Annotated in this window: 23 protein-coding genes and 2 pseudogenes; 16 read left to right on the top strand and 9 right to left on the bottom strand. The window is 67.8% G+C overall.

Annotated elements, in window-relative coordinates; all coding sequences use genetic code 11:
- The first annotated feature begins 219 nt into the window (after positions 1-219).
- Positions 220-675 (top strand): class F sortase, encoded by a 456-nt coding sequence (locus tag HEB94_RS00800; RefSeq protein ID WP_192748179.1) that lies wholly within the window; start codon positions 220-222, stop codon positions 673-675.
- Positions 676-1,276: 601 nt separating this feature from the next.
- Here the strand turns inward: HEB94_RS00800 and HEB94_RS00795 are convergent.
- Both HEB94_RS00795 and HEB94_RS00790 read right to left on the bottom strand, forming a co-directional pair.
- Positions 1,277-1,972 (bottom strand): response regulator, encoded by a 696-nt coding sequence (locus HEB94_RS00795; RefSeq protein ID WP_192748178.1) that lies wholly within the window; start codon positions 1,970-1,972, stop codon positions 1,277-1,279.
- The gene (locus HEB94_RS00790) at positions 1,969-3,222 is read right to left on the bottom strand and encodes a sensor histidine kinase (protein WP_192748177.1); all 1,254 of its coding nucleotides are present in this window, start codon (positions 3,220-3,222) and stop codon (positions 1,969-1,971) included. The genes HEB94_RS00795 and HEB94_RS00790 overlap by 4 nt, the downstream gene beginning before the upstream one ends.
- A 264-nt stretch (positions 3,223-3,486) precedes the next feature.
- On the opposite strand from HEB94_RS00790, the gene HEB94_RS00785 reads away from it, so the two are divergent.
- From HEB94_RS00785 to HEB94_RS54110, 8 genes are all read left to right on the top strand, one after another.
- Entirely contained in the window at positions 3,487-3,969 is a 483-nt protein-coding gene (locus HEB94_RS00785; RefSeq protein WP_192748176.1) for a DUF6220 domain-containing protein, read from the top strand.
- Entirely contained in the window at positions 3,966-5,972 is a 2,007-nt protein-coding gene (locus HEB94_RS00780; RefSeq protein ID WP_192748175.1) for a multicopper oxidase family protein, read from the top strand. Before HEB94_RS00785 ends, HEB94_RS00780 begins: the two co-directional genes overlap by 4 nt.
- Positions 5,973-6,039: 67 nt before the next feature.
- On the top strand, positions 6,040-6,240 hold the full coding sequence (locus tag HEB94_RS00775) for a hypothetical protein (protein WP_192748174.1): 201 nt from the start codon (positions 6,040-6,042) through the stop codon (positions 6,238-6,240).
- Entirely contained in the window at positions 6,237-7,412 is a 1,176-nt protein-coding gene (locus tag HEB94_RS00770) for a DUF418 domain-containing protein (protein ID WP_192748173.1), read from the top strand. Before HEB94_RS00775 ends, HEB94_RS00770 begins: the two co-directional genes overlap by 4 nt.
- Before the next feature lie 36 nt (positions 7,413-7,448).
- Positions 7,449-8,246, top strand: a complete 798-nt coding sequence (locus tag HEB94_RS00765; protein WP_192748172.1) for an SDR family oxidoreductase — start codon at positions 7,449-7,451, stop codon at positions 8,244-8,246.
- Positions 8,247-8,400: 154 nt separating this feature from the next.
- Positions 8,401-8,718 (top strand): hypothetical protein, encoded by a 318-nt coding sequence (locus tag HEB94_RS00760; protein WP_192748171.1) that lies wholly within the window; start codon positions 8,401-8,403, stop codon positions 8,716-8,718.
- Between the two features lie 110 nt (positions 8,719-8,828).
- The gene (locus tag HEB94_RS55045) at positions 8,829-9,068 is read left to right on the top strand and encodes a hypothetical protein (RefSeq protein ID WP_192757177.1); all 240 of its coding nucleotides are present in this window, start codon (positions 8,829-8,831) and stop codon (positions 9,066-9,068) included.
- A complete protein-coding gene (locus HEB94_RS54110; protein ID WP_192748170.1) occupies positions 8,971-9,195 on the top strand; it encodes a DnaB-like helicase C-terminal domain-containing protein in 225 nt (74 codons plus the stop codon). The genes HEB94_RS55045 and HEB94_RS54110 overlap by 98 nt, the downstream gene beginning before the upstream one ends.
- 267 nt (positions 9,196-9,462) lie before the next feature.
- Here the strand turns inward: HEB94_RS54110 and HEB94_RS00745 are convergent, their stop codons facing one another.
- Positions 9,463-10,476, bottom strand: a complete 1,014-nt coding sequence (locus HEB94_RS00745; RefSeq protein WP_337917419.1) for a sigma-70 family RNA polymerase sigma factor — start codon at positions 10,474-10,476, stop codon at positions 9,463-9,465.
- Positions 10,477-10,665: 189 nt separating this feature from the next.
- On the opposite strand from HEB94_RS00745, the gene HEB94_RS00740 reads away from it, so the two are divergent.
- Together HEB94_RS00740 and HEB94_RS00735 are read left to right on the top strand one after the other, a co-directional pair.
- Positions 10,666-10,983, top strand: coding sequence for an antibiotic biosynthesis monooxygenase family protein (locus tag HEB94_RS00740; protein WP_192748169.1), 318 nt, complete (start codon positions 10,666-10,668; stop codon positions 10,981-10,983).
- Between the two features lie 118 nt (positions 10,984-11,101).
- A complete protein-coding gene (locus tag HEB94_RS00735; RefSeq protein WP_202896029.1) occupies positions 11,102-11,743 on the top strand; it encodes a class I SAM-dependent methyltransferase in 642 nt (213 codons plus the stop codon).
- Here HEB94_RS00735 and HEB94_RS00730 read toward each other — a convergent pair.
- Both HEB94_RS00730 and HEB94_RS00725 read right to left on the bottom strand, forming a co-directional pair.
- Positions 11,724-12,374 (bottom strand): class I SAM-dependent methyltransferase, encoded by a 651-nt coding sequence (locus tag HEB94_RS00730; protein WP_202896028.1) that lies wholly within the window; start codon positions 12,372-12,374, stop codon positions 11,724-11,726. The two genes, HEB94_RS00735 and HEB94_RS00730, sit on opposite strands and share 20 nt — an antisense overlap.
- A gap of 5 nt (positions 12,375-12,379) precedes the next feature.
- Positions 12,380-13,531: a cytochrome P450 gene (locus HEB94_RS00725; RefSeq protein ID WP_192748168.1), complete on the bottom strand. Its 1,152-nt coding sequence runs from the start codon at positions 13,529-13,531 to the stop codon at positions 12,380-12,382.
- A gap of 130 nt (positions 13,532-13,661) precedes the next feature.
- On the opposite strand from HEB94_RS00725, the gene HEB94_RS00720 reads away from it, so the two are divergent.
- Positions 13,662-14,279, top strand: coding sequence for a TetR/AcrR family transcriptional regulator (locus HEB94_RS00720; protein WP_192748167.1), 618 nt, complete (start codon positions 13,662-13,664; stop codon positions 14,277-14,279).
- Positions 14,280-14,880: 601 nt separating this feature from the next.
- Here the strand turns inward: HEB94_RS00720 and HEB94_RS00715 are convergent.
- Entirely contained in the window at positions 14,881-15,768 is an 888-nt protein-coding gene (locus tag HEB94_RS00715) for a phosphotransferase (protein WP_192748166.1), read from the bottom strand.
- A gap of 630 nt (positions 15,769-16,398) precedes the next feature.
- On the opposite strand from HEB94_RS00715, the pseudogene HEB94_RS00710 reads away from it, so the two are divergent.
- Both HEB94_RS00710 and HEB94_RS00705 read left to right on the top strand, forming a co-directional pair.
- Positions 16,399-16,575 (top strand): annotated as a pseudogene (locus tag HEB94_RS00710) (ATP-binding protein); the annotation flags it as partial.
- A gap of 395 nt (positions 16,576-16,970) precedes the next feature.
- Positions 16,971-17,246, top strand: coding sequence for a hypothetical protein (locus tag HEB94_RS00705; RefSeq protein WP_192748165.1), 276 nt, complete (start codon positions 16,971-16,973; stop codon positions 17,244-17,246).
- Between the two features lie 41 nt (positions 17,247-17,287).
- Here HEB94_RS00705 and HEB94_RS00700 read toward each other — a convergent pair whose 3' ends face one another.
- The 3 genes from HEB94_RS00700 to HEB94_RS00690 all read right to left on the bottom strand — a co-directional run bounded on the left by HEB94_RS00700 (position 17,288) and on the right by HEB94_RS00690 (position 20,450).
- Complete coding sequence (locus tag HEB94_RS00700) at positions 17,288-17,569, bottom strand: DUF6221 family protein (RefSeq protein ID WP_192748164.1); 282 nt, start codon at positions 17,567-17,569, stop codon at positions 17,288-17,290.
- A gap of 208 nt (positions 17,570-17,777) precedes the next feature.
- Positions 17,778-18,872 carry a uroporphyrinogen decarboxylase gene (gene hemE / locus HEB94_RS00695; RefSeq protein WP_202896027.1) on the bottom strand — a complete coding sequence of 365 codons (1,095 nt, stop codon included), beginning with the start codon at positions 18,870-18,872 and terminating at the stop codon, positions 17,778-17,780.
- 579 nt (positions 18,873-19,451) lie between these two features.
- Entirely contained in the window at positions 19,452-20,450 is a 999-nt protein-coding gene (locus HEB94_RS00690) for an aldo/keto reductase (RefSeq protein ID WP_192748163.1), read from the bottom strand.
- Positions 20,451-20,570: 120 nt separating this feature from the next.
- Between HEB94_RS00690 and HEB94_RS00685 the strand changes: the two genes are divergently transcribed.
- Together HEB94_RS00685 and HEB94_RS54100 are read left to right on the top strand one after the other, a co-directional pair.
- Positions 20,571-21,122 carry a TetR/AcrR family transcriptional regulator gene (locus HEB94_RS00685; RefSeq protein ID WP_192748162.1) on the top strand — a complete coding sequence of 184 codons (552 nt, stop codon included), beginning with the start codon at positions 20,571-20,573 and terminating at the stop codon, positions 21,120-21,122.
- Positions 21,123-21,346: 224 nt separating this feature from the next.
- Positions 21,347-21,448, top strand: a pseudogene (locus HEB94_RS54100) (hypothetical protein); the annotation flags it as partial.
- Positions 21,449-21,486 lie beyond the last annotated feature (38 nt).

The following is a 21,486-nucleotide window of genomic DNA, read 5'->3' as shown; positions in this document are numbered from 1 at the left end:
GAGGCCGCCCCGCGGCGAGAAGCCACTCTCGCTGCCGCGCCCCAACCGCGGAAGGCGGGCCCCATCCCATGGGGTCCGCCTTCCGCGGGGTCCATCCCATCGGGGCCACCTTCCGCGGGCCCCATCCCACGGGGACGCACGATCCGGAAGACCACAGCCAGCCCTCCCATAACCGGTAGCCGGACGACCGCGAAGGTCCGGCCAGGCCTTCCAGTCCGGTTGGTCATACCCCGTCTGCACGTCAGTGCACGGATCTACGAGATCGGCATGGTCACCGACAAGAACGACCCGAAGTACCGCACGCTGACTCCGCCCAGAGATCCTGCGGCGGTCGGGTGGTGGCGAGACGGCCCCAGGCCGGGCGCCCCTAAGGGCAGCGCTTTGATCCTGGGGCACACCCAGAAGGTCCCAGGTGCGGTGGGCGTCGGCGACGGGGCACTTGGACACATCAGCAGGCTGCGCCCCCGAGACAGGATCGACGTCACGACAGACGGCGGGACCATCCATTACAGCGTCACCAAAGTCGCGCCGGACTGGAGCTACCAGAAGGTGGCGAAGGACGCTCAGAGCATCGATGACCGGGACTTCCCGGATGGACGGCTCGTCCTCATCACCTGTTGGTACGACGGCATCCGGTTCTCCGGCAACACCTTCGTGTTCGCCGAACCTCTGTAGGAGGGGCGTTCTCTGCCGCACCGGCACGCCCGGCCGGAGGCGGTGGGCTGCCGTACGCGCCGGACGCCGAGACCGGCGGATAGCGTTGTGGCCGGCCGTGGGTCTGGGCGCCGACGATCTCAGCGATTACACCACCACTGGCTTCGTGACGAAGGCGCGTGACATCGACGTCGTACTGGATCCCGGGCGATCATGTGCATGTACTTCAGGATGGGTGGCGTGCTCCCGTTCTTCCCTTTCCCAATCCCGGCGGTCACTGGCTCGATGGTCGGCCTCGGTGAGCTGTGGGGGTCGCGACGGTGATGTGCTCCGTGAGCGGCTGCTCGGGGCGCGAACACCGGCGGCGAGGCCGCGGATACTCGAGAAAAACTCTGCTTGCTCACACGGTGCGATCGCTCGATCGCGGCCTCGCGGTGGCTCACGCGATCGTAGCGTTGGACCGTGGCGCTCGGGTGCATGAGGTGATCGCCTGTTTCGGGATGACGGCGAAGCCGTTTGTCCGGCGATTCACCGAGCGCATGTACGCAGCGAAAACTCGGCTGACCACGTGATCGACCGCAGGCCTTGGTGTCATCAGGCGCTCTCCCAGTCGCATGGAAGGTCAAGGACTGACCAGTCCTGTCTGGAACGCGATGACGACCAGCTGCGCGCGGTCACGCGCACCAAGCTTCACCATCGCGTGACTGACGTGGGTGCGGGCGGTGGCCGGGCTGACGAAGAGCTCGGCGCCGATCTCGTCGTTGCTCAGACCGCGCCCCACCAGGGCTACCACTTCACGCTCGCGCTGTGTCAGCACTGTCAGCCCGTCCTCCCCTGCCTGGGTGGCTGTTCGTTGCGCGGTGAACTGGGCGATGAGGCGTCGGGTGATCCGCGGTGCGAGCAGGGCGTCTCCGGCGGCGACGACCCGGATGCCCTGCAGGAGTTCGGCCGGTCCGGCGTCCTTGAGCAGGAAGCCGCTCGCGCCGGCTTGCAGTGCCTCGAAGACGTAGGCATCAGTGTCGTAGGTGGTCAGGATCAGGACTCGGACCTTCTGCAGGCCGTGCGTCTTGGCGATCTGGCCGGTTGCCTGGATCCCGTCCAGCTCAGGCATGCGGATGTCCATGAGCACAACGTCGGGGCGGGTGGCGCGGGCTCGTTCGATGGCCTCGGCCCCGTTGGTGGCTTCCCCGACCACCTCGATGTCGTCCTCGACGTCGAGCAGGACCTTGAACCCGGATCGCACAAGACGCTCATCGTCGGCGACCAGAACCTTGATCGGAGCGTTGCCGGGCGAGGACGACGCGGCTGCCGCGTTCACAGGTGCGCCGTTCCGGTCGGCGCCAGGGGCAACCTTGCCTTGACTTCGAACCCTCCGGTCGGCAGCGACCGGGCGGTGAGTTCTCCCCCTAGGAGCTGACAGCGCTCGCGCATTCCGAGGATCCCGCGGCCTGGCTCGGCCGAGCTACCGGCGCCGTTGCTCGTCGGATCATGGACCCGAAGGTGCCGGTCCGAAGGTCCGCCAACTGCCGCGCCTCGGCGACCCTCATCGATCACCCGGACCTCCAGGACATCGATTCCGTAGTGCAGCGCCACCGTCACCTGGGTCGGGCCGACGTGGCGGATCACGTTGGTGATCGACTCCTGCAGGACTCGGTAGGCCGCGCTGCCAACCGCGCTCGGCAGTGGCGTCGTTGGCGGGTTTGCCTCGAGTTTGATGTCGAGTCCGGCATCTTGAGCGTTCGCGGTGAGTTCGTCGATCTGCCCCAGGTCCAGGTGCGGCACTCGCCCGTCGTCGGCGTCACGAAGCACCCCGAGGATGGCCCGCATCTCCCGCAACGCCCGCGAACTCGTCTGCTCGATGGCTACCAGCGCCTCGCGCGCCTGTTCCGGTCGCTTGTCGAGCACGTGCGCGGTGACACCGGCCTGGACATTGATGACCGCGATGGCGTGCGCGACGGTGTCGTGGACCTCGCGCGCGATCCGGAGCCGTTCGGCGTCGACCCGCGAGTGCGCTTCTTCCTCCCGAGTGCGTTCAGCGCGTTCAGCACGTTCCTGTGCCTCGGCCGCGATGAACCGCCGAGACCGGACCGACTCACCAAGGGCAGCGCTCATGACCGATGCCCCGATCCGGAAGAACACCCATCCGATGGCGGCCCGCGGCTCGATGTCGGCCGCCGCGACCAGCCAACAGATGGTCAACACCGAGATACCCACGCCAGCCCTCACCAACGACCGGCGCCCGTCACCGTAAGCGGTCAGCGTGTAGAGGGCGACGAAGAGTCCGAGCCAGCCGGGCCCGTCCGGGAAGTCGAAGCTGTAGTACACCAGGCTGGCGAGCGCGGTCGTGACGAACACCGGAACCGGCCACCGGCGGCGCAGGGCAACGACTACGCCACTCACGATCAGCATGGCGTATCCCACCTGCCCGAGATCGGCGAGGGGCCGCGCCGCAGCGTCGTCGGAGGCGCTCACGATGACGCCCTGCACCTGCATCACGGTGATGAAGAGCGCGAGCAACGCGTCCTGCGCCAGGACAGGCAGGCGGAACGACGTGGCTCGGCGTTGCATACCGGGATCGTAGGGCTCCCGCGCGGGGCCGGGCTCGTGTCAGACGCGCGGCCAACTACGACGACGAGCGCGATCCTGCCCGAGTTGTCTACGCAGAACCGCGTAGACACTGCCGTCCGTCGCCGGAGGCGGTGACCCCATCGTCGGCGCGAGGATCGCTGTCGTGGACCCGCCGACAGAGGCCTCCGTGACCTCGGCACCACGACTCCGGTCCCCCGGCAGCACGAGCACCTCGCGATTCAAGTGATCTTAAGGAGTTCTCACATGCGTAAGGCTTTCGTCGGACTGGCGACCCTGTTGATGCTGACCGTCGTGGCGCAGTTCTTCTTCGCCGCGAGCGGCGCGTTCGACACCGCGCCGAACGACGAGTCTTTCCAGACGCACCGGACGTTGGGGTACGGAATCGTCCTCTTCGCGGTCCTGACGATCCTGGTTGCCGCGCTGGCGCGGATGCCCGGGCGACTCATCGGGATGGTCGGGCTGGTCGCCGGGCTGGTGGTTGTCCAGGGTGTGATCGGGGCGATCGCCAAAGCGTTCGGCGACACGGGTGACAGCACGACGACGGCCGGCCAGCTCATCTTCGGCCTGCACGCGGTCAACGGACTGGTCATCCTCGCCGTGGTCGGGAGGATCGTCCGGCGGGCGCGAGAACTGTCCAGGCCGCCAGCACTTACTTGGCGGGCCAGCACGGGCGACGACGCCAGGGCGTCCGGTTCAGCAGCGGGATCCGCTCAGCCGACGTCATGACAACGAGTCAGTTGATCCTCCTGGATCATGTCGTCGCACTGCTGAGCGTCGCCGCATGGTTCGCGACCGGCGTCACCCTGGCCGTCGGACGCGCCCGGCTCGCGCGCACTCTCCTGGTGGTGGCCGTGCTGGTGACCCTTGCCCGGGTGGCCACGGTGGCGATGCTGGCCGGACGGGGCTGGTGGTTCGTGCAGGAGAAGGTTCTGCTGGGGCTGCCGCTGCTCACTGTCACCGGACTGGCCGCGGTGCTGATCGCTGGCCCGCGGCTGCTCCAAGCGAGGCGAACGCCAGCCGAGGGGCGACTGGCAGGAAGCGTTGTGGCGCTGTTCACGACCGGTTACGCGGCACTGGCCGGTCTCGTGGTGACCTTCCTGGCCGGGCACCCGCTGACCTTGAACACCGTGCTGATCGCGCTCTCGCTCGTGTGCGCTGCCGCGCTGTTGACCGCGCGGGTGCTCGCGGCACCGGCCGCGGCACAGGCACCAGGCGGTCCTCCTGGGATCTCGCGTCGCCGGTTCGTCAGCCTGGCAGGTGGAGCGGTCGTGGTGAGTGCAGGGGGTGCCGGCGTCGGCCTGTCGATCACACGAGCCGAATCAGTCACCACCGGCGGCGGTCCGGGACCCAGGTCCGGCTCCCGGGCGGCCGTGTCGGTGGCCGACCTGCGCGGTGCCCACGGACCGGCTCCGGGCGGTACCAGGAGGCGGTACGCACTCACCGCGCAGACGGCCAGCGTCGGACTCCCGTCCGGACGTGAGATCGATGCATGGACCTATGGCGGGCAGGTGCCTGGTCCGGCGATCACCGCCACCGAGGGCGATCTGATCGAGGTCACGCTGCGCAACACCGACATCGAGGACGGAGTGACCCTGCACTGGCACGGCTACGACGTGGCGTGCGGTGAGGATGGCGCACCGGGCGTGACGCAGGACGTCGTTGCCCCCGGGCAGGAGTTCGGCTACCAGTTCCGTGCCGACCAGGTGGGGACCTACTGGTACCACACCCACCAGGCTTCCCACCACGGCGTGCGCAGAGGGCTGTACGGGACCCTCGTCGTGACACCACGCGACAGACAGCAGGTGGACGAGGCCGCTGACCCAGAGCGGCTGGATCTGACTCTGCCCGTGCACACCTTCGACGGCACCATGGTGATCGCTGACCAGGACGGGCGGATCGAACACACCGCACCAGCCGGTACGCCGACGCGGCTGCGACTGATCAACACCGACTCAGATCCGCACTGGTTCGCGCTCGCTGGAACGCCGTTCCGGGTGGCAGCCGTCGACGGCCGGGATCTCAACCAGCCCGACGAGATCCGTGGCGTCAAGCTCCGATTGCCTGCGGGCGGGCGACACGACCTGGTCTTCGTCATGCCGGACAGGACCGTGGCGCTCATCCTCGACAACGATCGCGACAACGGAGTGTGGCTGCACCCGCATGGCGAACCGGCCGGTGAAGAACCGGCCGTCGAGGACACCACGAGCTGGCCGGAGCTCGACCTTCTTCACTACGGAACTGCCGTCGCCGCGCCGTTCGATCCCGACGCCCCTGACCGGCAGTTCACGATCGTCCTGGACCGGGGTCTGGCCATGGTCGACGGAGGGCTGGCGTACGCACAGACGGTGAACGGCCGGGGGCACCCGTCGATCCCGGACCAGCTCGTCGCCGAAGGCGACCTCGTCCGGTTCACCGTGGTCAACCGGAGCCTGGAAACCCACCCCTGGCATCTACACGGCCATCCCGTGCTGATCCTTTCCAGGGACGGAACGCCCTCGTCCGGCAGCCCTCTGTGGGTGGACACGTTCGATGTTCGCCCAGGAGAGGTGTGGGAGGTCGCATTCGAGGCCGCGAACCCCGGGATCTGGATGAACCATTGCCACAATCTGCCGCACGCACACCAGGGAATGATGCTGCTGCTCCGCTACGACGGTGTCACCACGCCATTCGGTCGCTCGCACACTGCCCACACCGTCGGTACGGACACGAGCCCAAGCCATGGCCACTGATCCACCGTGCCCCGCTCCGCACCCAGCGAAAGGCCCCGACGACCCCACGTCGGCCCTCGTTGCCCAGGTGCACCAGCACAGCCGCACCGTCATCCACGCCGAACTGCGGCGGCTGGCCCGCCGAGCGCCCTCCCTGCGTCGAGCCGACCTGGACGTCATCGACGCGACGCTGGAGGAACTCGCCGATTCCTTGATCATTGCCCGACTGCGCGACACGCCGCAGGCCACCGCATCGCTGCTGAGGTGTCTCTTCGCGGACACCCCATGACCACGACCTCTGACCGTGAACCCGGCGTGCGGACTGGCCGCCGCATCGGCGAAGTGGACGCCGTACGCAGCTTCGCGCTGTTCGGGATCCTCATCGCCAACGTCGTCGCCGCCGTGACCGGGATCCGGAGCATGCAGGGCGGGACGTTCGACTTCACCTTTACATTCGACACCCCGGTCGACCAAGCGGTGTCCGCGGTCGTGGACGCCGTCTTCGTGAACAAGTTCTTCGTGCTGTTCTCGTTCCTGTTCGGTTACTCGTTCACCCTGCAGCTTGACGCCGCCGCACGCGTCCAGGCCCCGGCCGTGCCGCGCCTGCTGCGCCGGTCGGCAGCGCTGTTCGCCATCGGCGCGGTACACGCCGCGCTGCTGTGGTTCGGCGACATTCTCACCCTGTACGCCGCTTTGGGCCTACTGCTGGTCGCGCTGCGCACTCTCACGCCTCGCACCGCCGTCATCACCGCCGGCTGCGTCCTGCTGAGCGTCGCCGCCGTGCAGTTGCAGATGACATCCGGCGGCGGCAACGCCGAGCCACCGTTCGACGTCCAAGCCCTCGATGGCTACCGCGGCGGCCCGCTGGACACCCTCAACGCGCAGCTCACCATCGCTCCCTTCTTCGTGATGATCATCTGGCTCACTCAGGGACCACCCGCACTGGCCATGTTCCTGCTCGGCCTGGCCGCCGGGAAACGCCGCCTGCTGGAGGACGTGCCGGCCCTGGCCCGGTGGCTCCCGCGCATCCAGTGGACCGGCTTCCTGGTGGGCGGCCCGGCCGCCATCTGGTCGGCCCTGGCGGCCGAGGGATCCCAGTCGCCCCCGGGGTACGTCGGCGCGCTGACGACCTTCACCAACCCGCTGCTGACCGCCGCCTACGTCGCCACGCTCCTGCGGCTGACCCGGGGCCGCGGCGGCGCGCGGCTGCTGGCCGCGCTCGCCCCTGCCGGCCGCATGGCCGCCAGCAACTACATCGCCCAGTCGCTGATCTTCGTGCTCATCTACACCGGCTACGGCCTCGCGCTCGTCGACCGGATGCCGCTCCTCGGCGTGGTCGCGATCGCGGTGGCGACCTACCTGACCCAGCTCGTTGCCAGCAAGTGGTGGCTCCAACGCCACCCGTACGGGCCGGTCGAGTGGCTCCTGCGGTCCGCCACCAACGCCCGTTTCCCCAGCTAGCTTGGGCTAACTCATCACAGGCTGAAAGAAGGAGCTATGGGACGTCCAGAGCGAATACTCGTCACTGGTGGTACCGGCGTGCTGGGGCGCGAGCTGGTGCGCCGACTGCAGGATCAGGCGGAGGTGAGGGTGTTGACGCGTCGTCCACCGCGCGGTCCTGGGTTCGTCCAGGGAGATCTCGAGACTGGTGATGGCTTGACCGCAGCAGTGCAGGGCGTGGATGCGATCGCGCACTGTGCCAGTGCGGCCGACTATCGTCGACCGCAGCGTGACGTGATCCAGCTCCGGCAACTTCTCGATGCTGTGGGTAGCGCGCGACCGCACCTGGCGTACATCTCGATCGTAGGTGTTGACCGGGCGTCGGTCGGGTTCTTCCGCGCCAAACTGGAGGCCGAGCGCGTGGTCGAGGCGTCGGGGTTGCCGTGGACGGTGCTACGGGCTACCGAGTTCCACGATCTTCTCCTCATGTTCTTGATGCGGCTGGCGAAGGGGCCGATCGCTGTCGTGCCGCGTGGGTCATTCTTCCAGCCGGTCGATGTGGGCGCGGTCGCTGACCGGATGGCGAACCTGGTCATGGCGCCGCCGGCCGGGAGGGTGCGCGATCTCGGCGGACCGCGGGTGGAGGCCATGGAGGACCTGATGCGCGCCTACCTCGCCGCGGCGAACCGGCGCCGCCGGGTCGTCAAGATTCCTGTGCCAGGCAGACTGGGCGCAGGTCTCGGCCTCGGCGAACACCTGCTTACTGACGGCGACCGCGGCAGCGTGACCTTCGACGAGTACCTGCGCTCACGGGCCAACGTTCACGGCGTCATCGAAGACCCCTATGCCCATTGACTGCGACAGTCAGTCGGTTCGCCAGCGCAGCTCTCGCTGCGCGCTCGGCCGAGCGCCGCGAGGCCACGCTCGATCGCCTCGATCGGCCGGGGCGCAACTCGCTCGCGCTGATCACCGCGTCGACCGAGCCGACCTCGACGGCCCGCTGGATGCTTTGCACCCGGTCGAACCAGGCCGCGACCTCGCCGAGCGTCTCGGCTCCTACGGCGGTCCGCCCCTCGGTCAGCTCGGTCGCCAGCGCCGCCCGCTGCGCTCGGTCTCCAGCCCGAGGCGCTACGACCCGCACCTGGACGTCGACTTCAGCCTGCTGAACAATTCGGGCCCTGGTCCAGCGCCGCCCACCACTGACCTTGCGCAGGATGCGGCCGCCCAGCTCGCGCTGGCGTGCACCCTGCACGCTGTCAACGAGATCTCCAAGGGAGGGCGAGCCGGATGCCGCGGAAAGGTCGAAGAACGGTGGGCGTCCGCCTGATCGGGCACGCCGCGCCCCGTTGGCCTTCTGGTCGTCGCAATCCGTGTCGCCGGAAATGTCGGAAGAAGAGGTCAACCAGCGCCTGGTCGCGATCGCAGTGCGGCGTGGGCTTGACGCATCTGCGGGAGTCGGCTCTGACGGAGTCCGACTGGCAGCGCATCGGCCGGTCGCCGATCCCTGGCTGGAATCTCGACATCATCAACGACGCGTCGACGACGCTCGCGAGCGTGCGTGCGTGCCGGGTCTCGCCGTATGGCGGCGTCGAGCGGCCTGCACCTGGTCATCGTCGATTACGTGCAGCTCCTCCCGGCGTGGAGGCCGAGAGCCGTCAGGTCGAGGTGTCGACGTAGTCCCGCCAGCTCAAGCTCCTGGCGAGGGACCTCAACGGGCCGGTGGTCGCAGTGTGCCAGCTCAACCGGTCGTCGGTCCGACAAGCGGCCGTTGCTCTCAGACCTACGCGAGAGCAGCCCTTTGTAGCAGGACACCGACGTCGTGATCCTGATGCACCGGCATGACTACTGGACACCGAAGCGCGGCCCGGTGAGGCAGATCTGATCGTCGCGAAGAAGCGCTCGGGCCCGGCCGGGACCGTCGCGGTCGCGGCGGCCCTACACCGGTCGACCGTCCGTAACATGGCCGGAGTGGCGTGACCCTCCTTCAAGGGCACTTCGCCGACCCGTAAGTAGCGTCGACCTCGCCGGGCTCGACCTCCTGCCGCACGAGCGGGCGCAGAAGGAGGCCTGGTTAGTCACGGATGGCGCGTGGGAGCCCGAAGTGAGGGAACAGGCTGCGGTCGTTGAACCAGGTTATGGCCGAGATACGGCTGCCCTGGAGGGTGAGCACGAACAGCCCGTAGCCGCGCGTGATTTCAGCCTTGGGGTCTGTTAGGTAGCAGCCGTACGCGGGTTGGCCGTTGGCGCGAGTGGCCACGAGCCGCAGGTGGCCGCCGAGCAGTGGTGCGCGGTGGTGGAGGAATGTGGCGATGTCGGTGTGGCCCTGGTACTCGTGCGGCTCGGGCGGCATCGTCAGCCAGGCGTCGTCGGTGAGTAAAGAAACAAGTCCTTCGATGTTCCCGTTTTCGAGCGCCACCACGAAATGGCCCGCGACCTCCCGCTCACGCGCCGAACGTGCCAATGGCGCACTCTCGCGGCACAGGGCAGGGCGGTGTTCATTGAGGGTTGCCCGAGCGCGTTGCAGGCCGGCCTTGACCGACGCCTCCGTGGCGTCGAGCATGGCGGCGACCTCGGCGCGGTTGTATCCGAGGACGTCGCAGAGCACGAGTGCCACCCGTTGCCGTGGCGGAAGGTGCTGCAGTGCCGCGATGAAGGCCAGCCCAACCGCTTCCGTGGTTTCATATCGAGCATCCGGTCCAGGCGCGGTCGAGGGGATGCCTTCGAGCAGGACGTCGGGGTAGGGCTCGAGCCAGATCGTCTCGCTGCGCCGGGTCGGCTCTGGCAGCCCCGCTATCGGGTCGGCCGAGCGTGGCCGGCGGCCGCGGTCGCGTAGCGCGTTGAGGCAGCGATTGGTCGCAATGCGATAGAGCCAGCCGCGCAGAGAAGCTCGGCCTTCGAAGTCTTCGAGCCCGCGCCAGGCGGCCAACAGCGTCTCCTGGAGCATGTCCTCGGCGTCCTGCAGCGAACCGAGGATGCGGTAGCAATGCAGCTGAAGCTCCCGGCGATAGGGGTCCACGAGCTCGCCAAACGCCGCCTGATCGCCCGAACGTGCGCGGTCCATCATGTGCTCGCTCAGCACGGCCACACCCCGAGACCATCCTTCTCCTATCCATCACAGGTAGGGACACCGAACATAGCCGGGACGGACCGGTCCCTTCGCGTGGCTGCGGGTGTCTTGACTATGGATGGACGGGCCACGTCCTGCTTGGCCCGAGACCCCTACCTCGACGTCTGAGCGATCCCACCACTGCTCTACTCCCAGGAGGATGACGAAATGCCCCAGACGACTGCTGACCACGAGGTGACCGTGATCAACGTGTTCACGGTGGAGCCAGACAACCAGCAGATGCTCGTCGAGCTCCTGGTGCAGGCAGCCCAGCAGATAATGAGCAAACAACCTGGCTACAAATCGGCCCGCATCCACCGCAGCTTGGACGGAGCCAAGGTCGCTGTCCATGCGCAATGGCGAAGCCGCAAGGACTTCGAAGGGCTCGCTGGCAATCCCGAGGCAGCTGTGCACATGCGCCGGGCGCGCGACCTGGCAACCTTCGAGCCCGTTCTCTACGAGGTCGTGTTCAGCCACCCTGGTTAGACCAGGCACCACCAGCATCGCCCGGAATCCGGGCGTCCGTTAGCCGAACCCAACGGACACCCAGCGCAAGCCTTCGACGGCCGCCAGGCAGAGTGGGAGCGTGACGGACCCTGCAGACTTGGGCGGCGCCCAGCGTGAGCATTGGCAGCGCACTTATGCCGATCATCCGGGCATGTACGGTCGCCAGCCCTCGGACGTGGCCGTGTACGCCGCGGAGGTGTTCCTCGCCAGTGGTGCCGAAACGGTGCTGGAGCTTGGTGCCGGGCATGGTCGCGACGCGTTGTACTTCGCTCGGTGCGGCTTGGCTGTCCATGCCACGGACTTCAGCTCGCAGGCCCTGGATCAACTGCGCCGCGACGCCGCCGAGGCCGGTTTGGGCGGTGTGATCCAGACGAGTGTGCACGACGTGCGCCAACCCTTACCGCTGCGAGATGGGTCGGTGGATACCGTGTTCGCACACATGTTGCTGTGCATGGCGCTCTCGACTGAGCAGATCCATGCCCTGGTTGGTGAGGTACGGCGCGTGCTGCGCCCTGCCGGTGTTTTCGTCTACACCGTCCGCCATGTCGGCGACGCCCACTACGGCACGGGGACCTACCACGGCAACGACATCTACGAGCACGGCGGTTTCGCTGTGCACTTTTTCGACCGGGCCCAAGTCGACGCCCTCGCCGAAGGCTGGAGTGGTCTGCAGGTGCACCCGCTCACGGAGGGCGACCTACCCCGCCAGCTGTGGCGCATCACGCAGCGCCGCCCCTGACGGCCGAGCCGAGCACGTAGAAGGAGACCGGCGTATGCGCCTCGGGGAACAAGAAGCGCTCCAGCCGCTCGACGCGTAACTCAGCCCGCTCGAGCGCGCCCAGAGTGTCTCGGCCGGTGTGGCAGCCGCCGACCAGATGCGGCCAGACGGTGGCGTCCAGCACGGCCTGAACCCGCGCCAGGCCCGGCGTGTCGGCGCGTACGTGCTCCAGGAAGCGGATCTCCCCGCCGGGCCGTAGCACTCGCACGGCCTCGGCCAGAGCGGTCTGCTGATCCGGAACCGAGCACAGCACCATGGCGAACACCACGGCGTCCACGCTCGCGTCGGTGGCCGGCAGCAGCTCGGCAGTGCCGGCGCGGATCTCGACGGACACCGGTGCCCTGGCCACAGATGCATTGGCCAGAACACGCAGGTGCGGCTCCGGCTCGATCGCCAGCACGCGCTCGACCGTGGCTGGATAGTGGGCGAAGTTGGCGCCGTCTCCGGCCCCGACCTCCAGCACTCGCCCACGAAGGCCCGCCAGTAGCGTCGACCGCCGATCGCCCATGCCGCCGGCCTCCATGCTCCGCGCCATCATCGGATAGACCCTGGCGAAGAGGGGTCGGCTCTTGCTTCGCATCGTGGCACGCATGGCGGTCACCAGGTGACCGGCAGCGCGGTGAGCCCGCCGGTCAGCACGTTCAGGTTGAACGACAGATCCTTCGCCTCGCAGGCCAACTTCAGGGTGGGGAAGCGGGCAGCGAGCTGGGCGAAGACCACCTGCAGCTCGATGCGGGCAAGTGGCGCGCCGATGCAGTAGCGCGCGCCGTGCCCGAAGGTCAGATGCGGCACCGGTGGGCGGAGGATGTCGAACCGGTCGGGCTCGACGTACACGCTCGGGTCGTGGTTGGCTGCGCCAGTGTCCAGCAGCACCAGATCGCCAGCCCGCACCTGTACGTCCGCAATCTCCAGGTCGGTACGCGCGTAGCGAGGAATGCCGTTTCCTCCAAGCATCGGCGCGCGCAGGATCTCCTCCACCACTGCGTCGATCCGAGACGGTTCGTTCACCAGCCTCTCCCACTGCTCCGGGTTGGCCAGCAGCCACAACGCACCCGTCCCGATGGCTACGACCGTGGTCTCGTGCCCGGCGAACAGCAGGAACATGCCCATCGCCGCAGACTCCCCATCGCTCACACCCTCGGTCGCGACCAACCGAGAGATCACGTCAGGATCCTGATCGTCGCCAAGCCGACCTTCGGCGCGCTTACGCGCGACCAGTTGCATGCCGTAGTCGAACAGCTCGGCCAACCCCCACTCCGAGCGAGCCCGGTCAGTGATATCGGCGGCGGCCTGCGTCAGGGCGCGGAACTGTGCCCGGTCCTCGTAGGGCACGCCGAGCAGTTCGCAGATGACCGCGATCGGCAGCGGCACCGCCAAAGCGGCGTGCAGGTCGGCTGGCGGCCCGCCGGCGGCGAGCTCGTTCAGCAGGTTCGCTGTAAGGGTCTCGACTCGGGCGCGCAGAGCGCGCATGCGCCTGGGCGAGAAGTGCGGCTGCAGCAGCGACCGCATCCGGCGATGGTCGGCTTGCTCGGTGTCGAAGTTGCCCAGCGGACCGCCGAACAGAGCCGACTCACCCGCACGCGAAGCACGTTCGGGCTCGCGGTGGGCGCGGCCGAGACGGTCGTCATCCAGAAGTCGGCGTACCTCCTCATGCCCCGTCACCAGCCAAGCCGGATCGCCGACCGCGGTACGGACCGCGTGGACGGAGGCTTGCGCCTGCAACTCACGCAGCGCAGGCGCGGGTCGCATCGGATCAGGCTGCTCGAACGGCAGTCGTACAGAATCGGACACGGCTTCCCCCAGGAGTAGGCACCGGGCTTGTATATTCACTCATGTATTACCATATTTGTATAAGCAGACTTCTACAAGAGGAGGCGGGATGAAGGAGCAAAGCCCCGGCACATCCCGGCAGGTCGGCGCCGGACCTCCATCGGCGCCGGTACGCCGGATGCGCCGGGCCGAGCGGCGCGAACAGATCCTCGACGCTGCCACCCGCGCCTTCGCCCGCGCTGGCTACGCCGAAGCGGGGCTTGAGGACATCGCCGCCGAAGCGAACCTGACCCAGGCCATGCTGTATCGGCACTTCGACTCCAAGGCCGATCTCTATCGGGCCGTGCTGGACCGGGCCTGCACTCGCCTGGCTGAGGCAACCGGCACCGATGACTTCGGCGAGGAAGCCATCCCTGCCCTGGTGCGCGCCGCCGCCGCTGAGCCGGACGGCTTCCGGCTGCTGTTCCGCTATGCCGCCCGCGAGAACGAGTTCCGCGACCTGACAGGTGCCCTCACCACGACCGCGCGCGAGACCGCCCGCCGCAACCTGGCCAAAACCATTCCTTCAGGCCCCTGGCTGGACTGGGCCTCAAGTCTGATTCCAACCCTCACCATCGAAGCCGTCATCGCCTGGCTCGACGCCGGCCAACCCAACCCCGAACAGGCCGCGAACCGCATCAGCCAAGCCGTCCACGCCGTCATGCTCGTCGCCAGCCCGAGGTTCTAGGCCTGCCCCATCGGTCATCGCCCTTGCCGCTGAATGCTTGCCCAGGCAGCCTCAGATACGAAGTTCACACCTGCCACGCGCCAGGGGACGCCAAGCAGACGACCCCTTGACGAGAGCGATGGGGCTGCACCCTGAGCGCGGAGGCCGCCTACGCCAAGCCGATAAGCGGATCGCCGGGCGTGGCGCAGGTGGCGGAGGTCGGGGCGGTGTCCCGCACCGCCGGGCGGGTGCAGATGGTTTGGACGCGCAGCCCGTGGTACGCCCCGCTTGTTGACGCGTGACTGGCAGCGGGAGACCCCGTCCCCTCGGTGTGGTTCTGTCAGACCGCTGGGAGCGCCGGGGTGAGCTGCACCGTACGGTGACGCGGTCATACCGCATAACCCGAGGTCCGCCGTGCGTATCCGTAGGCCCGATTGAGCCCATGCTCGTGAAGAGCACGCGTGCGTCGGGCGACGCGATCTGGCGCGCTACCGCGACGGTGGGATCTCGCCGGGAGCGTCGTACATGCGGACGTCGCGTGTAACCACGAGAGGCATCACCTCACCGAGACCGATCTCGCGGAAGTGGACCGACCCTCGATGCGCGGCGAATCGCCGCGCTGTCACAGGCGTTCGGCAAGATCGTCGGCGAGCTGGTGCAGCCGGTCGAGGATCTGGTCGATGCGGTCCGGCTCGTGCTTCAGCTTGAACCCCACGATGTCGAAGGACGCCGCGGCGGCGCACAACGCGAGCACCCCCGGCCCGGCGACGGCTTCACCGGCTCGCCGGATGAGCCCTGCCACCTCCGGTCCGTATCCCTCGACGTAGGCCTCCCGCAGCAGCGACGCGTGGTCGAAGGCGCGGGTCCCGCGGCCGACCGCCTCGACATCGATCACGCCGCTCACCGCGCCATGCCGCAGGAGGATGTTGCAGCTGTTGAAGTCGCCGTGAACCAGGTCGCTCCTCGGTAGCTGGACCGTGCCGAAGCCGGCGAGGAGCCGGTCGAAGTGGTCCAGCAGCACCTGGCCACGCGCACCAAGGCGCTGGACGACGCGCCGCGGACCATCCGGTGGATCCTCGAGCGCCATGATCTCCACCCGTCGCGACCAGTCGTGGGTGAGGGCTGGATCCAGGTTCGCTTGACGTTCGAGGACGTCGAGCAGAAGCTCGACCTTGGGCGGCGTCAGGGGCGTCGATGCGTCCCCGGGTACGAACTCCTGGACGTGGTAGGACACTCCGTCACGCGTGACACCGGCGGCCAGCCAGGCCGGGGTCGGATACCCCTTGGCTCGAACGCGGCGGATGACCTCCGCCACCTCGCGTACCTTCGATGGCGTGCTCGGGTGGCTCCACTTCAGGATCGCGGGCCTGCCGGCCGGATCAGCCACGTGCCAGGCGCCGCCTTGGAGTCCGCTGTCGCAGCGGCCCTGAACTGTGAGCTGGAGACTGTGGGCCGCCTTGACCTCCAACGCCACCCGGCGGGTGTAGTCGACATCATCTGGATCGTTCAAGGGTTCCTCGCTTCGGACGGGACGGGTCAGACGCCGTCGACCTGGGGTCGACGATCGGCACCGTGGGGATGGGTGATGGCACCACCACAGACCAGCGGCGAGTGGCGCGGAGATGTGTGCGGGTGGTCAACGGGCGAATCGCCTGGCCGCGGGAGTTCGGTCGTGCGTGAGAAGAGTTCGACCTGTGCGGCTGCGCGTTCACGCGAACAGCCGGACGCCTACGAAGCGGCGTACTGAGGGAAGCTTACCTCGCGGAAGGAGGCCGGCGCTCTGCCGGCTCAGGTCTGGCGGCGAGACACCGCGGCGTCGATGGCCGTGATGGCCGTGGGGGCCGTCCAGGTGAGTTCGAGGCGGATGCCCTTGCGTTGTATCTGTCGGGTCCGATGCGGATGGATGCGTCGGTGGTCAGAGGCGCGTCCGAGAGTTGCAGCTGGAACGGGAGATCCCGCGCCGTGGCAAGCGAGGAACGCGGGTCATCCTCGAGGGCGGACCTGGACCGCGGCGCGCAACAGGTAGCGCTGTCAGTCTTATCTGGCCCAGGGTTGTCGCTCTGATCTGGCCTAACCGACGCTCCGGGTGTTCGTGTCGGTCTGATTTGGCCCAGGGGTGAGGGTGGCCTCGTTGGCGTACCGGCGCGGCGCCGAGCTGCTGTTCCAGGTTCTTACCGAGAGGGAGGAGAAGGCCTCGATCGCGATCGGTTCCAACGAGAGCTTCTCGGGATGGGCGAAGACCTTCACCGACCCGCGCCTGTGCGCCGCGATCGTGGACCGGCTCACCTTCCACGGCACCATCATCGAGACCGGCACCACCTGGGACAGGTTCTTCTATCTGGCCTGGCAGACCACCGACAGCAAGGCTGTGCTCTACCGCGTGGACGCCGGCCAGGAGCTGGCGGACGGCAGCTTCGCCTGGGCGAAGGACGTGGAGACCAGTGCCGCCGGCTACTTCTCCGACCTCACGGTCACCGAGGAGGGGGCGCGTCGTGGCGGCCTTCAGCTCCGGCGCCTACCCGGTGCAGACGCCGGCACCGTACTGGTACCAGGACGAGGAGGAGCTGGTCTCCGAGGGGTTCATCACCTTCGGGAAGATGCTTTCGGACCACCGAGCCGAAGATCTACAAGGACCTCCAGCTCGAGGCCGAGCCTCTGGCCGGCTCGATCACTGTCGACGCCGTACTGCCCGGCGATAGCACCAACCGGGTCATGATCTACAACCAGCGGGGAGACGGCGACCTGGAGCAGGCAACCATCTCTACGGCGTTGGGACCGCAGCGGTCCATGGGGTTCACCTTCACCCTGGTCAACGCGTTCGGCAAGCCTGGGCCGTGGTGGGAGTGCCAATGGATCTGCGGCCCGTGGGGCGGCGCCATCCAGGCACAGGACTGGGAGTTCGTCCTGGCGTGGGCTCGGAAGCAGGGGGCAGACAAGGCCTTCATCCAGGACCCCGACACTGGCGAGTGGGCGGCACTGGCGCTGTGACGCAGAAGCCCCCGGGATCGTCCCCCTGGGGCCTTCTGTTTCTAGACGTCGTCTGGGTGCGGGAGCTTCGCGTGGGCGAGCCGCCACTCCTCTTGATAGTCGGGATGGTCTTCGTATAGCTCGGCTATCACCAAGATCATGAGTAGGCAGATGTCGCCGTGTGGCCGGTCCTTCAAGATCCGGTAGATGTTAACGACCTGACGGCGTGCACGGCAGGTTCCGAGGGCGCGTTCGAGATCCACGGGGTTGTAGTCCTGTTGATACCTGCGCCGCGCGCTCTGCTCATCCTCGGCGAGCCGCTTGAGTATGAAGTCATCGATCACCCCACTCCCTAACCTAGGCCCGGCCTCGCTGGTCAGGTCAGGGACTCTCGGCCCGTAGGGTTGTGGGCTCTTGGGGGTTGTGTGCGAACGATCAGCCATGCGGGCCTGGCCGGGGCCGCCGCACCTGGGCAGGGGATCGGCGTCCCTCGGCCATGATCAGGCCGTGCTGAGCGCAGCGCGCCAGCCGATGCCGGCACGTCTCAACTCTCTACTGCGCCCCAGTCCAGGAGCGCACCTGCTGGGCAAGGGCCGCCACGTGCTCGGGAGGGGTGGTCTTGACAATGCCGTGGCCGAGGTTGAACACGAACGGGCCCCCACCCAGGCTACGCAGGATGCGATCTGTCTCGGAGTGCAGCGCCGGACCGCCGGCAACCAAGAGCTGTGGATCAAGGTTGCCCTGCACGCACCGGCCAAGTTCGCGTTGCACCTTCTGCGCAGCCCATCCGAGCGGAACCGTCGAGTCGAGCCCGACACAGTCCACGCCCGTAGCCTGGGCGAACCCGTCGTAGGCCAGCCCGGCCCCGCGCGGGAACGCGATGATTGGAACGCCCGGATGCTTGGCCTTCAGCGCCGCCACGATGGCGGCGACCGGCTTCACGCACCAGCGCTGGAACAGTGGGTCCGGGAGGATACCTGCCCAGCTCTCGAACAGTTGGATCGCTTCGGCACCCGCCTGGATCTGCCGGTCCAGGAACTCGATGATGGTCCCGGTCAGCAGGTCGATCAGGGGTTGGAAGCCGTCCGGGTCGCTCAGCGCCCACTGTTTCACGATGGCGTGCTCCGAGCTCCCGCCGCCGCGTCCCTCGACCATGTATGTGGCAACCGTCCAGGGCGCACCCGCGTAGCCGATCAGCGCGACCTCGTCAGGCAGCGCGAGCGTTAGCTGCCGAACGGTCTCGTAGATCGGGGCCAACTTCTCGTGGAGGCGGGATGCGCTCAAGAACTCCGTGATGTCCGACCCGGAACGGATCGACGGCGAGAGAACCGGGCCATCACCGACCCGATAGTCCAAAGTCTGACCCAACGCGGCTGCGATCTGCGGCAGATCCGCGAACAAGATCGCCGCATCCAAGGGGAAGCGGCGGAGCGGCTGCAAAGTGACTTCCACCGCGTGCTTGGGCGAGTTACACAACCCCACCATGCCGCCGGCGGCTTCCCGAACGCCGTGGTACTCCGGCAGATAGCGCCCCGCCTGCCGCATCAACCAGATCGGCGGCCGTTCCGTACGCTCACCCGCGAGCGCACGCAACATCAACTTTTTCGGCCGCGCCCCCTCGGATACATGATCCAGATCCGCGTCCACTCGAGCAACGGCTTCCACGCTCACCAGTCCTGTTCAGATGCACGGACCACTCGGCCCGGTCGGCACGCACCGCCAGCTTTGGCGACGGCGCGCCGACAGCCTACCTAGGGCCGTCAGATCAAGGCTGAGACCAGCACACTCGACTGCTCAACCAGCGATAAGGCCAACCCGATCCGCACGGTCACAACTGCTCTGGTCTCGACCGCTGGGCAAAATCAGAGCGACAACCCTGGGCCACAACAGCTTGACAAAATCAACAGGTTCATCGGGAGTTCGGGTCACCTACACCCCATAGCCAGCGCGTGAGCCCGGAGAGGTCGTCCACTCCGTCAAGCGTCGGTAACCAACTTTCATATCAACGTGGCATTGACGGGTCCTTGGCAACCTCCTTCCTTATGCGCTGTCGGGCCAGGATTCGGGCCGTGCGCCGCCTGGTCGCCGTCGGCGTGCTTCGCCCAACGCGGCGGGAACGCAAGAAGCGGGTGACCCGGAGGCCATCGGGGGGTGATCGTCAGGGCCGAGGCGATTGCCGCGCTCAGCACCCGGCTCCTCCTGCGCGTCGCCGACGGCGACGTGGCTTCAGTCGAGATCAGGCGGCGGGGACATCCGGTCCCCCTTGACCTGCTGCGCGATGGGGTCGAGCGTGGAGAGTTCGTCGTCGGTCAAGGTGAGGTCGAGAGCGTTCGCGTTCTCCCGTAGCCGGGCGGGGCTGCGGGTGCCGGGGATCGGGACGACGGCGATGCCGTGCGCGTCCGGGCGTTGGAGCAGCCAGGCGAGGGCGATCTGGGCCATGGTCGTTCCGCGGGCTTCGGCGATGCGGCGGATCGGTGCCAGCAGGGCGGCGTTGTGCTGGGCGTTGGAGGTGTCGAAGCGAGGCATGCTGCGTCGGAGGTCATCCTCGGCCAACCCGTCGGTTGAGGTGTGGCGTCCGGTCAGGAAGCCACGGCTGAAGGGCGAGTAGGCGACGAAGCCGATGCCCAGCTCGGCGCAGACCGGCACCACCGAATCCTCGTACTCGCGGGTGAACAGCGACCACTCGTTCTGCACGGCCGTGATGGGGTGCGCCTGATGGCCGGCGCGCAGCTGCGCCGCGGACACGTTGGACAGGCCCAGGTGGCGGACCTTACCGGCGGCGACGAGTTCGGCCATGGCCCCGACGGTCTCCTCGATGGGAGTGATGAAGTCGGGGTGGTGCAGATAGTAGAGATCGATGTAGTCGGTGCCCAGGCGGCGCAGGCTGGCCTCGCACGCGGTGCGGACGTAGGCGGGGTCGCTGCGCACCCCTGTGAGTTCGCCGGTCCCGGGTGCGCGGACGGCCCCGAACTTGGTGGCGACGCTGAACCTGCGCCGCTGGCCCCCGTCCTGCGCGAGGAACTCGCCGATCAGGCGCTCGTTGGCGAAGTCGATGCCGTAGTAGTCAGAGGTGTCCAGGAAGGTCATGTCGAGTTCGGCGGCTGTGCGCAGCGTGGCGAGGGCCTCCTCCGGGCGGGTCGGGCCGTAGAGCTCGCTGAGCCCGGCGCACCCGAGGCCGAGTGCGGGGACTTCGAGTCCGGTGTCGCCGAGTTTCACGGTGCGCATGGCAGGTCTCCGTTCGGCACGGGATAAAATCGGGACGGCCGTCCCGGTTAAGCGGAGACTATACGGGACGCCTGTCCCGGTTGCCTACTACGGCTGGAGTACCGCTCGATGAGCAGGCCCATGCGTTCCGACGCCCGGCGTAACAGGGAACGGGTCCTGGAAGTGGCGGCCACGGCCTTCGCCGCGGAGGGCCTTTCGGTGTCGGTCCACGAGATCGCCCGCCGCGCGGGGGTGGGCACCGGCACTGTCAGCAGGCACTTTCCGACCAAGGAAGCTCTGTTCCAGGCAGTGCTGCTCAACCGCATGGAACAGGTCGTGCAACGGGCCAACGCACTGACGGAAGGCGAGGACCCCGGCGAGGCGTTCTCCGTCTTCTTCTCCTTCATGGTTGAGGAGGGTGCGGCCAACCGCGGTGTGGTCGACGCCCTCGCGGGCGCCGGATACGACTTCCAAGCCGACGCCGCCGAGCCCAAGTACGACGTCATGGCGGCCTGGCGCCGCCTCCTTGACCACGCCCAGCAAGCTGGTGCGATACGCGCCGACGTCGATATCGCCGATGTGAAGGCCCTGCTGACAGGCTGTCTCGACCGGGAACGTCACACCGCGGATCCGGCCGCCCGCGCTCGCATGCTCGCCGTCGTCCGTGCCGGCCTACGCGCCCCACGGCCTTGAACGGCGGACCGGACCCCTGAACCTGGCCAGATCAACTGAGACAACGTCCGGCAGCCACTCGCCCAGGACCAGATCAATCAGGACGTCTCTTTAGCCCACCTGGGCACACACGGGCGGGCATCGCCTGTCGCAGGTGTGGGGAGTGAGGCTCGGCCACAGCTCCCGAGGACGATCCGGCATAGGCATGACGAACAAGGAGATCGCGACCAACGGGGTTATCCCGGCGCACTGCCGAAACTCACGTCGAGAACATTCTCACTAAGTTCGGCTTCACCTCCCGGACGCAGATCGTCGCCTGGGTCGCCCAACAGCAACGCCGGCCGTGACCGCGCCCGTGGTTGCGAGGGCGGTGCCGGTCCCGCCG

This window comes from Actinopolymorpha pittospori (assembly GCF_014873875.1).
Taxonomy (GTDB): domain Bacteria; phylum Actinomycetota; class Actinomycetes; order Propionibacteriales; family Actinopolymorphaceae; genus Actinopolymorpha; species Actinopolymorpha pittospori.
The sequence above is the reverse complement of the archived record's forward strand: the minus strand, read 5'-3'. Positions and strand labels throughout refer to the sequence as shown.

Coding starts and splice junctions, on each gene's coding strand:
- HEB94_RS00765 (WP_192748172.1), top strand. CDS start 7,449: ATGGGACGTCCAGAGCGAATACTCGTCACTGGTGGTACCGGCGTGCTG.
- HEB94_RS00770 (WP_192748173.1), top strand. CDS start 6,237: ATGACCACGACCTCTGACCGTGAACCCGGCGTGCGGACTGGCCGCCGC.
- HEB94_RS00790 (WP_192748177.1), bottom strand. CDS start 3,222: ATGCAACGCCGAGCCACGTCGTTCCGCCTGCCTGTCCTGGCGCAGGAC.
- HEB94_RS00720 (WP_192748167.1), top strand. CDS start 13,662: ATGAAGGAGCAAAGCCCCGGCACATCCCGGCAGGTCGGCGCCGGACCT.
- HEB94_RS00705 (WP_192748165.1), top strand. CDS start 16,971: ATGATCTACAACCAGCGGGGAGACGGCGACCTGGAGCAGGCAACCATC.
- HEB94_RS00690 (WP_192748163.1), bottom strand. CDS start 20,450: ATGCGCACCGTGAAACTCGGCGACACCGGACTCGAAGTCCCCGCACTC.
- HEB94_RS54110 (WP_192748170.1), top strand. CDS start 8,971: ATGGCGGCGTCGAGCGGCCTGCACCTGGTCATCGTCGATTACGTGCAG.
- HEB94_RS00685 (WP_192748162.1), top strand. CDS start 20,571: ATGCGTTCCGACGCCCGGCGTAACAGGGAACGGGTCCTGGAAGTGGCG.
- HEB94_RS00785 (WP_192748176.1), top strand. CDS start 3,487: ATGCGTAAGGCTTTCGTCGGACTGGCGACCCTGTTGATGCTGACCGTC.
- HEB94_RS00730 (WP_202896028.1), bottom strand. CDS start 12,374: ATGCGTGCCACGATGCGAAGCAAGAGCCGACCCCTCTTCGCCAGGGTC.
- HEB94_RS00740 (WP_192748169.1), top strand. CDS start 10,666: ATGCCCCAGACGACTGCTGACCACGAGGTGACCGTGATCAACGTGTTC.
- HEB94_RS00725 (WP_192748168.1), bottom strand. CDS start 13,531: ATGCGACCCGCGCCTGCGCTGCGTGAGTTGCAGGCGCAAGCCTCCGTC.
- HEB94_RS00780 (WP_192748175.1), top strand. CDS start 3,966: ATGACAACGAGTCAGTTGATCCTCCTGGATCATGTCGTCGCACTGCTG.